We start from the raw sequence: 8094 nt of genomic DNA on the forward strand, positions 1-8094 counted from the left end.
CTAGGACGACGCCGTCGCGAGCTTGCCGACCTCGGAGAGAAGCAACTTCAGGATCGGGGATTGATTCGCCTTGTGATAGGCGACAACGAGATCAAGCTTGGGTGCTTCTCCCCGCACCGGCCGGGTGGTGATGGTCTCCGGCAAATATCGCTTGGTGTAGGCCGGCAGCATCATGACGCCGCGCGTCGACGCAATCATCGAGATCGCGTGGACGACGTTGTGCACTTCGCGGTCGGGCTTGAGGTCGATTCCGGTCCGGCTGAAATAATCCAGAACGATACGGCGAACCGCGGGAGCGGATTTGGACGGTAGGTAGAAGGTCTCGTCCCTGATCTCCTCGGGCGCCACCGCGGCTTGCGATGCCAGCCGATGGTCGCTCGGAAAGACGAAGACCAGCGGATCGGTGCGCACGCGCCGGCAGACCAGATCCTCCATGTGCTCCTCCGGCCGGATGAAGGCAGCATCGAGCTTTCGCCGCATCAGGGCCTTGGCAAGCGAGGGCGAATAATCGCTCGACAGGCGGATATCGATGCCGGGAAATGCGTCGCGCAGAATGCGATCCACCTCGGGCAGCAGATCGATTTCGGCGCCCGACAGAAAGCCCAACGAGAAAGCGGGCTGCGGGGGCTGCGCGGCACGGAGCGCCGCTTCCTTGGCAGCCTCCGCCTGAAGCAGCGCCATTCTGGCGTGCTCGAGAAAGGCCTTGCCGGCCGCCGTCAGCGCGATGCCTTGGGCGCTGCGGTTCATCAAGGGAACGCCGACCTCCCGTTCGAGATCCCGGATTTGCCGGCTGAGCGACGGTTGCGACGTGTGCAGCTTCTGCTCGGCCGCAACAGTCAAACTGCCTGCATCGGCAACGGCGACGAAATAGCGGAGATGCCGAAGCTCCATCGCGATCTCCCATATCTCGCAGGCATGGGGCCAGCTTACAAAGTCTTTTTCCAGGCGGCCAGCTGCCCGTATAGCCGGCGTGAACCAGGTCTGCCTGGCAGGCAGAGGCGCACGGGAGCGAGCTTCACATGCTCAAGAGCATTCAAACGTCTCTGCTGATCCTGGCACTGGCGGGATCTGGCGAAGTGGCTGCGCAATCCTCCAACACGCAGGCAAAGGCAAACAACATGGAACTGGATGTGACAGGATTGAAGCAGGCGTTGCTCGGCGACTGGGAAAGCATCGCACCGGAGGTGCGCCCGAGCGCGGCGAAGAACGCCGATGGCACGCTCAAGCCCTTCTATCTCAAGCGGGCCTTCAAATATCTCCCCTCCGACCGTTTCGAGCTCGAGATCGTCAACTCGGCCGATCCCTACAGCGCCGTGCCGCTCGCGCGGATCAGGATTGGCGGCCATATGCTGTGGAAGGGTGCGCATCCCATCGCTCCAGGCGCGCAGAAGGTCGACTTCGTTGCCGACGAGACCTACGAGGTTACACCGCTGGCACAGGGATTTGCCGATGTGCTCAACAAGGTCGCCGCGGTCGGATATGCACCGTGGGCCGTAGGCGCGCCCCAGAGCATCTTCGGCAAAACCTTCGCTCCCTTCGGTCTCGCCGAGGCCACGAACTTCATGGAATATGATCTCGTCTATCTCAGGGGCGACCTCCTGTTCTGGGGCGCCCGCAACATCGACGGCCGTGGCTTTGACACCGAGCAGAACCGGCCGACCAATTTGCAGATTCCGCTGATCAGGAAGTGACTCGAGACAAGTTCGTCACACTCTCCCTCGAAGCGATGCCCCCGACACGGGGCCTGAACACCCGTGGCCGTGCGAACGCACGGGTTGCACCGTCGCAAAGTCTGATCCACTCAAAACAAAAAAGCCCGGCCAACCGGCCGGGCTTTTGATTGCTTGCGATCGACGCTGCGAGACGCTTACGCGGCCTCGTCGGCGACGGCGGTATCGTCGCCATCGGTATCGCCGTCGGCATCCGCCTCGCCCTCGCCGTCGGCGGCTTCCGCCTTGGCGTTGGTGCGGCGCGGGCTCTTGGCGAGCTGGGCCTCAATCTCCTTGACCGCTTCGGTCTCGGTCGAGTGCTGCACAACCGCGATCTCGCGGGAGAGACGATCGAGCGCCGCTTCATAGAGCTGACGTTCAGAGTACGACTGCTCGGGCTGCGACTCGGAACGGTAGAGGTCGCGCACGACTTCCGCGATCGCGACGATGTCGCCCGAATTGATCTTTGCTTCGTATTCCTGGGCGCGGCGCGACCACATGGTGCGCTTGACGCGGGCGCGGCCCTTCAACGTCTCCAGCGCCTTCTTCACCAGCGCGGGGTCGGACAGCTTGCGCATGCCGACGTTCGCGACCTTGGCGGTCGGCACGCGCAGCGTCATCTTGTCCTTGATGAAATTGATGACGAACAGCTCGAGCTTCGCACCGGCGATCTCCTGCTCCTCGATGGCCAGGATCTGGCCAACGCCGTGAGCGGGATAGACGACGAATTCGTTGGCCTTGAAGCCCTGGCGCTGGGTCACGACCTTCTTTTCCTCGACCTTCGGCGCGGGTGCAGCAGCCTTCACGGCCGGCTTCGCAGCAGCAACGGGGGCTTTGGCAGGGGCGGCAGCAACAGGAGCCTTCGGAGCAACGGGCTTGGCAGCGGAAGCCTTGGCAGCAGCAGGCTTGGCAACGGTCGCTTTCGCGGCCGGTTTGGCAGTCTTGTGAGGCATTGCGCTTCTTTTGTTCTTCGAGGACTTTGCAGCCGGTGCCTTAGTCGCGGTCCGACCCTTGGATGCGCTACGGCTGGCCGCGGCGACTTTTTTGGCCTCCTTATGGGAAGCCCTCGCTGAAGTACTCTTTTTACGCGTTTTCTGTGACACAGCCTGCGCGCGGAAACTGCCACGCCCCTGTTCGACATTTGGTTTCACGGGAACCCAACGGGGCCAACTGGGCTGACGGGGTTCAGCTTAATGTGCTCAATATAGCACATTTCCCGCAAAAATCAATGATTTAGGGGTCTTGAGGGCTGGTTTTCGGCGCTGACGAAGGTATTAGGGTTAAGTTTGGGCGAGAATTAGTCTCCCGAGCCCGGGTTCGGAGAAAAATATTTCTCGAACTTGCCGTCCTGGCCGTCGAATTCCTTCGCGTCGGGGGGTGATTCTTTCTTCTGGGTGATGTTCGGCCAGCTTTTGGCGTAGTCGGCGTTGACCTGGAGCCACTTTTCCAGGCCCGGTTCCGTGTCCGGCTTGATGGCGTCGGCGGGGCATTCCGGCTCGCACACGCCGCAGTCGATGCATTCGTCAGGATGGATGACGAGCATGTTCTCGCCCTCGTAGAAACAGTCGACCGGGCAGACCTCGACGCAGTCGGTATACTTGCACTTGATGCAGGCTTCAGTGACGACGTAAGTCATCCAACGCTCCGAAAAGCTCTTTTAAAAGTCGCGGCTTGCGTAGCGCGGATGGCCCGGCGCCGCAAGGTCGGGAACGGCCGATCATGACGGCTTTGCGCTTTGATCGGCCAAGAAATGAACTCAAAGCGCAATTAATTGCGCTTCGCTTCGCTCAGCTCCTCGTAGAGCACGCGGGCCGAGGCGGCATCGCCGCGGCGCTCGTTGAAAGCGGTTACTTTCAGCACGCGCACGGTGCGATCGAGCGCGATGGTGATCACGTCGCCGATCTTGATTGCATGGCCCGGCGACTTCTCGCGTGTGCCGTTGATGCGAACGTGGCCGGACTCAACGAGTTCGGCCGCGGAGGTGCGCGCCTTCACCACCCGCGCGTGCCACAGCCATTTGTCGAGGCGCTGCCGCTCGGTCGTGGGATCACTCCTTGCGACCGGACAGCTGCTCTTTCAGCGCAGCGAGCTTTGCGAAGGGCGAGTTCGGATCGGCCGGACGATCGCGCTCGCGCGGGTTCGCGCTCGAGGCGTAGGGGCGCAGCGACGGCCCGCCCTGACGGTCGCGGCCCTTGTCGCGGTCACGACCGCGATTGTCGCGGCCCTTGTCGCGATCGCCGCCGAACTTGCCCTTGTTGCGATCGCGATCCTTGTTGTCGCGATCCTTGCCCTCGAAGCGGCGGTTCTTGTCGTCGCGCCCCTCTTGGCGCGGTGCACCTTCGGCGCCACCTTCGCGCGGCTTGCGGAAATCCTTTGCCCCATCTCTGCGATGACCGCCGTGACGATGGCGCTCATTGCGCTTCTCGCCGTCGGCTGACGGCGCGGCCGCGCCTTCGGCAGGGGCGGCGCCAGCTTCGGCACCGGCCTGCTGCGGACGCGGCTGGTGGTGACGCTGGTGGCGATGGCGCTCGTGGCGCGGCTTGCGATCCTCGTGACGGCCGCCGGGACGCCAGACCTCGACGAGCTCGGGCTCGGCAGGCGCAGCGGCAGCCTCGACCGGCGCGGCGGCATCGGCGGATGCAGCGGCTTCCGTTGCAGCGGCCTCGGCGGGAGCGGCTTCCACCGCCTCGCTGGGCGCAGCGGCCTCTTCCGCCGGCGGCGCGATGCCGGGGGCATCCTCGGGCGTGACGGGGGCATCCGGCGATGCTTCGAGCGCCGGCTCTTCATGCGCGGGCTCGTCGTGCTGCTCCATGCCGGGCGCGTCTTCGACGGTGACGGGCTCGGCGGCGGCTTCGATCGCGGTGTCCGCGGTTACAGCGGCATCATCGGTCGCGGTCGGCTCAGTCGGAGCCTCTGCGCTTGCTTCGGCAGCCGGCGTCTCCGCGACGACTGCCACCGGCTTCGGCGGCAGCGGCGCACGCTTCTCCATGCGATAGCCGAGCGCGCGCAGCACCGAGGCGAAATCCTCGCCGGCGGAGCCGGTAAGCGAGGTCATCGCCTGCGTCACCACGAAGCTGCGGCCGTCGAACGCGCCCGCGGGCTTTTCGCCGGGCGAGTTCTCGCGCCAGGCCAGCGCCGGGCGGATCAGATCGGCGAGCCGCTCCAGGATGTCGACGCGCACGGCGCGCTCGCCGGCCTGCTTGTAGCCGAGCACGCGATAGGCATCGCGCGGCAGCTGCTTGTCGACCGGGAACGAGGTGCGGCCCGAAGATGCCAGATGCTGCGCGCCCGACAGCGACGACAGATCGACATTGTCCTGCTTCAGCGCCCACAGCAGTGCGGCCAGCGCACGGCCGGCGGGCTTGAGCAGGCCGGGGAAGTAGATGTGATAGGCGCCGAAACGCACGCCGTATTTGCGCAACACGGCGCGCGAGGGCTGGTCGAGATCCTTCAGCTCGTTCGCAATCTTCGGACGCTCGAGCACGCCGAGCGCCTCGACCAGCTGATAGGCGATGCCGCGGGCAATGCCGGTGACGTCCTCGGCCTTCGACAGCTCGAACATCGGCCCGAGCAGCTTTTCGATATGCGTCTTGAGCCAGAGCTCGAGCCGGGCCTGCACCTTCTCACGCGGCGCACCGGTGAGGCGCTCGTCCGAGATGATGCGGATGCGCGGATGCAGCGCCTCCTCCGCGGCAGACAGGCGCGCCACGGCATCGCCGGTCCAGCGGATCGTGCCTTCCGAGGTCAGCACGAACTGATCGTCCGGCGCATTGCCCAGTTTTTCGGCGCGCGCGTTGATCTCGCCGGCGAGCACCGCTTGCGCTGCAGCCTGCAAGGCTTTCGCATCGGAGCCTGCTTCCGCCGCATCCGGTGCAAAGGTGAAGCCATCGAGGCGGCCGATGACATGGCCTTCGACGATGACTTCGCCGGTCTTGCCGATTTCAGTATTCAAGCTCGTGTTCTCCCGCAGGCGGCGCATCAATACACTGGTCCGGCGATCAACGAAACGCTCAGTCAAGCGTTCATGGAGCGCATCCGATAATTTATTTTCGACCTCGCGGGCGATCCCCTGCCAGCGTTCGGGGTCTTTCAGCCAGTCCGGGCGGTTGGCGACGAAGGTCCAGGTGCGGATCTGGGCGATCCGGGCCGACAGCGTGTCGATGTCGCCGTCGATGCGGTCGGCTTGGTCGACCTGGGCCGCAAACCAGGAATCGGGGATGCAGCCCTTCTGCATCAGGAAGCCGTACAGCGTGGTGACGAGCTCGGCATGGGCGGCCGGCGACAGTTTTCGGTAATCGGGGACCTGGCAGGCCTCCCACAGCCGTTCCACCGCCGCCTTGCCATGCGCGATATCGCGCACCTCGACGTCGCGGGCGGCGTGGTCGAGCACGCGCATGTCCTCGGCGATCGGCGCACGCGTCAGCGCCTCATGGCCGGGCGACTGGTTCAGGGACACCTGGAGCGCGCCGAGCGAGGCGAAATCCAGCTTCGCATTGCGCCATTGCAGCATTTTCACGTTGTCGAAGGTGTGGTTCTGGAGCGCGTTGACGAGCTCGGGCTCGAACGGCCCGCAGCGGCCCGTCGTGCCAAAAGTACCGTTGCGCGTGGCGCGGCCCGCACGCCCGGCGATCTGCGCGAATTCGGCCGGCGTCAGGCGGCGGAACTGGTAGCCGTCGAACTTGCGGTCGGAGGCGAAGGCGACGTGGTCGACGTCGAGATTGAGGCCCATGCCGACGGCATCGGTGGCGACGAGGTAGTCGACGTCGCCGTTCTGGAACATCTCCACCTGCGCATTGCGCGTGCGGGGCGAGAGCGATCCCAGCACCACGGCCGCGCCGCCATGCTGGCGGCGGATCAGCTCGGCGATGGCGTAGACCTCGTCTGCCGAGAACGCGACGATGGCGGTGCGGCGCGGCTGGCGCGTGATCTTGCGGTCGCCGGCGAATTCCAGCTGCGACAGGCGCGGCCGCGTGATCATGGACACGCCGGGCAGCAGCCGCTCGATGATCGGGCGCATCGTGGCGGCGCCCAGCAGCAGCGTCTCGTCGCGGCCGCGGCGGTTGAGGATGCGGTCGGTGAAGACGTGGCCGCGTTCGAGATCGGAGGCGATCTGGACCTCGTCGACGGCGAGGAAGGAGACGTCGAGATCGCGCGGCATCGCCTCGACGGTGGAGACCCAGTAGCGCGGGTTCTTCGGCTTGATCTTCTCCTCGCCCGTGATCAGCGCGACGGCCTCGCTGCCGACCCGTGCGGCGATCTTGTTATAGACCTCGCGCGCGAGCAGCCGCAGCGGCAGCCCGATCACGCCAGAGGGATGCGCGAGCATCCGCTCGATGGCGAGATGGGTCTTGCCGGTGTTGGTCGGCCCGAGCACCGCAGTGACGCCCGCGCCAGGTGCGCGCTCGGAGGCGAAGGGGGAGGAGGAGAAGGCCATGTCTGGGGATTAGGTAGTGGCGATTTGGGCGAATGTCAGTGCTGTTTTGGGGTGTGTTGAGGGCTGGGAGGTGTCGGCCATGTCTCCGAACGCTACGCTGCAGCCAAGCATTCCACTGTCATGCCCCAGCCTGCCGCCTTCGCCAAGGCTTCGGCGGGCCGAGCACCCCCCTGAGCCCCGGCGTAGCCTTGGCGGAGCCGGGACCGGGGCATCCAGTACGCCGCGGCTTGTCCGCTCAACCACAACGGCCTCGGCGTACTGGATCGCCCGGTCAAGCCGGGCGAAGACACCGAGCGTGTGGGAGCGCGCTCCCCAAACCTCGCGCAACTGTCTCACTTTGCGACGCTTTTCCCGTTGGCCTTAAGCTTCGGAACGACTCTAGAACGAATCGCGGCCGAATCGCTGACTCCCGCTGAAGCCTGTTCCGTTCACGCCACATGTCGCGGGACTCTTATTGGTTGTGCACTAGATGGAGTTTTGCCCTGCCGCACAAGCGGCGTTTCGATGACCGGTTCCTTAAAATTGGGGACGGCGCGGAGTCGAATCAGAATCGGGGAGGAGTCAAATGGATTCCTGGGATCACGACCCCCAAACTCATTTTCGCGAAAACAACCCCATGCACAGTAGCCACGCCATTGAAATAACTAGACCTTTTAAACCACGAAAATGACGGATCGCAGCCCGTCTGGAACGGCGCGCTTTCTTACCCTCCCCTGGAGGGGTCCGAGACGAGCGAAGCTCGCTCGTGGGTCGCTGGGCATGGAGCGAAGCGAAATGCGCAGCGGGGTGGGGTGATCTCTCCCCACGGGAACTGTTCGAATGGAGAGATGGCCCCCCCCCCCCCCCCCCCCCCCGGCGCGCCCCCCCCCCCCCCCCCGGGGGGGGGGGGGGGGGGCCGGGGGGGGGGGGGGGGGGGGGGGGGGGGGCGGGGCGGGGGGGCGGGGGGGGCGG

The 8094-nt window shown here is 65.3% G+C and carries 5 protein-coding genes and 1 pseudogene; 1 reads left to right on the forward strand and 5 read right to left on the reverse strand.

Going from position 1 to position 8094, the window contains the following annotated elements:
* Positions 1-891, reverse strand: coding sequence for a LysR substrate-binding domain-containing protein (locus tag ABIB99_RS38555; RefSeq protein WP_135216446.1), 891 nt, complete (start codon positions 889-891; stop codon positions 1-3).
* Between the two features lie 128 nt (positions 892-1019).
* Between ABIB99_RS38555 and ABIB99_RS38560 the strand changes: the two genes are divergently transcribed.
* Complete coding sequence (locus ABIB99_RS38560; RefSeq protein ID WP_207794624.1) at positions 1020-1691, forward strand: hypothetical protein; 672 nt, start codon at positions 1020-1022, stop codon at positions 1689-1691.
* 176 nt (positions 1692-1867) lie between these two features.
* Here ABIB99_RS38560 and ABIB99_RS38565 read toward each other — a convergent pair whose 3' ends face one another.
* The 4 genes and pseudogenes from ABIB99_RS38565 to ABIB99_RS38580 form a co-directional block, all read right to left on the reverse strand.
* Positions 1868-2662: a CarD family transcriptional regulator gene (locus ABIB99_RS38565; RefSeq protein ID WP_084794942.1), complete on the reverse strand. Its 795-nt coding sequence runs from the start codon at positions 2660-2662 to the stop codon at positions 1868-1870.
* Positions 2663-3006: 344 nt separating this feature from the next.
* The gene (gene fdxA, locus ABIB99_RS38570) at positions 3007-3345 is read right to left on the reverse strand and encodes a ferredoxin FdxA (protein WP_135216445.1); all 339 of its coding nucleotides are present in this window, start codon (positions 3343-3345) and stop codon (positions 3007-3009) included.
* A gap of 131 nt (positions 3346-3476) precedes the next feature.
* Positions 3477-3746 (reverse strand): annotated as a pseudogene (locus ABIB99_RS38575) (RNA-binding S4 domain-containing protein); the annotation flags it as partial.
* 10 nt (positions 3747-3756) lie between these two features.
* Positions 3757-7143, reverse strand: coding sequence for a helicase-related protein (locus ABIB99_RS38580; RefSeq protein ID WP_354180935.1), 3387 nt, complete (start codon positions 7141-7143; stop codon positions 3757-3759).
* Between the last annotated feature and the right edge of the window lie 951 nt (positions 7144-8094).

Origin of the sequence: Bradyrhizobium sp. LA6.1 (assembly GCF_040547805.1) — a bacterium.
In the GTDB taxonomy this organism is placed as follows: domain Bacteria; phylum Pseudomonadota; class Alphaproteobacteria; order Rhizobiales; family Xanthobacteraceae; genus Bradyrhizobium; species Bradyrhizobium barranii.

What these genes read in the sequence shown, in the direction of transcription:
- ABIB99_RS38555 (WP_135216446.1), bottom strand. Translation starts at nt 891, where the DNA reads ATGGAGCTTCGGCATCTCCGCTATTTCGTCGCCGTTGCCGATGCAGGC.
- ABIB99_RS38560 (WP_207794624.1), top strand. Translation starts at nt 1,020, where the DNA reads ATGCTCAAGAGCATTCAAACGTCTCTGCTGATCCTGGCACTGGCGGGA.
- ABIB99_RS38565 (WP_084794942.1), bottom strand. Translation starts at nt 2,662, where the DNA reads ATGCCTCACAAGACTGCCAAACCGGCCGCGAAAGCGACCGTTGCCAAG.
- fdxA (WP_135216445.1), bottom strand. Translation starts at nt 3,345, where the DNA reads ATGACTTACGTCGTCACTGAAGCCTGCATCAAGTGCAAGTATACCGAC.
- ABIB99_RS38580 (WP_354180935.1), bottom strand. Translation starts at nt 7,143, where the DNA reads ATGGCCTTCTCCTCCTCCCCCTTCGCCTCCGAGCGCGCACCTGGCGCG.